Source organism: Shewanella sp. SG41-4 (assembly GCF_014164505.1).
Taxonomy (GTDB): Bacteria; Pseudomonadota; Gammaproteobacteria; order Enterobacterales; family Shewanellaceae; genus Shewanella.
Map to the genome: position 1 here is coordinate 1 of NZ_JACJFI010000705.1, position 950 is coordinate 950.

2 protein-coding genes are annotated in these 950 nt (G+C 41.1%); one reads left to right on the forward strand and one right to left on the reverse strand.

Features of this window, described 5'->3' with window-relative positions; all coding sequences use genetic code 11:
• Positions 1-185 precede the first annotated feature (185 nt).
• The gene (locus H5202_RS23400; protein ID WP_443019477.1) at positions 186-326 is read left to right on the forward strand and encodes a transposase domain-containing protein; all 141 of its coding nucleotides are present in this window, start codon (positions 186-188) and stop codon (positions 324-326) included.
• Between the two features lie 224 nt (positions 327-550).
• Here the strand turns inward: H5202_RS23400 and H5202_RS23405 are convergent.
• Positions 551-950 (reverse strand): ATP-dependent DNA helicase (locus tag H5202_RS23405; RefSeq protein ID WP_182774105.1); only part of this gene is annotated, 400 nt, incomplete at its 5' end.

Consider the following 950-nt stretch of genomic DNA (forward strand, 5'->3'; position numbering starts at 1 on the left):
AAGTAGCATCTGCCACTGAGTAGTTGTTCTGTATGTTTTCATCACCTGCTCCAAATTTATCATTGAGCAGGTATTTTTAGACAATCAGAACATCGATGCTAGGTGTACTTCGCTAGACGCATACGGTATAAGCACCGTTAGCCGTTTGGCTAAAAAACTGTCGTAGTGCAGAGGCCAGTGCTATTTTGTACAGCATCATAGAAACCGCGAAAGCCAATGGTTTAATACCGTTCAATTATATCCAACACTGCTTAGCGCAATTATCTCATCCTAACCGCAATCTCAACAGCCTTTCACCCTACCAGGTTAATCCAAACAAGGTGTAGTTCGCTGGACGCCAACATTTAATAAGCCACACTTTCCGGTTGCGGAAATTTCATACGTACATCCGGCTCTAACCACATGTTTCATGCGATATGCTCAACTACAGGCACATCTTACTATGCAAGAACCCAAATCAAGCTATGGATAACGATTTGCATTAACACCACTTATTTTCGCTTATTTTCGCTTATGCCCAGCATCACTCCCCAATGTAATAAATTCTATTTCAGTTTTTTAAAAGCTCAACAAGATAGCTATTACGTTTATTAGAATAGCTAGGGGCTTCGGTGATAAATTTAAAATCAGCACTTGAGCCAACAATGTGAATTTCACTTTCAGCCCTTGTGATAGCTGTGTATAGCCACGCTCGGTCTACGATTCTCCCTTTCTGTAGTGCAATGATTATACGAGCAAACTGAGACCCTTGAGCTTTATGAAGGGTTATTGCATAACCCAGCTCCATGCAATCCAGCACTGCTTGTGTAATTTCAATAGTATCCCCAGTATCAAGCGTCACCTCCCCATAGCTATCACCAGAAGTTTTAATACTTGAGAGAACGCCGAGAGAGCCATTCTGGATGCCTTTATCATAGTGATTAGTAATAAACAAAATCGAATCATTAAGG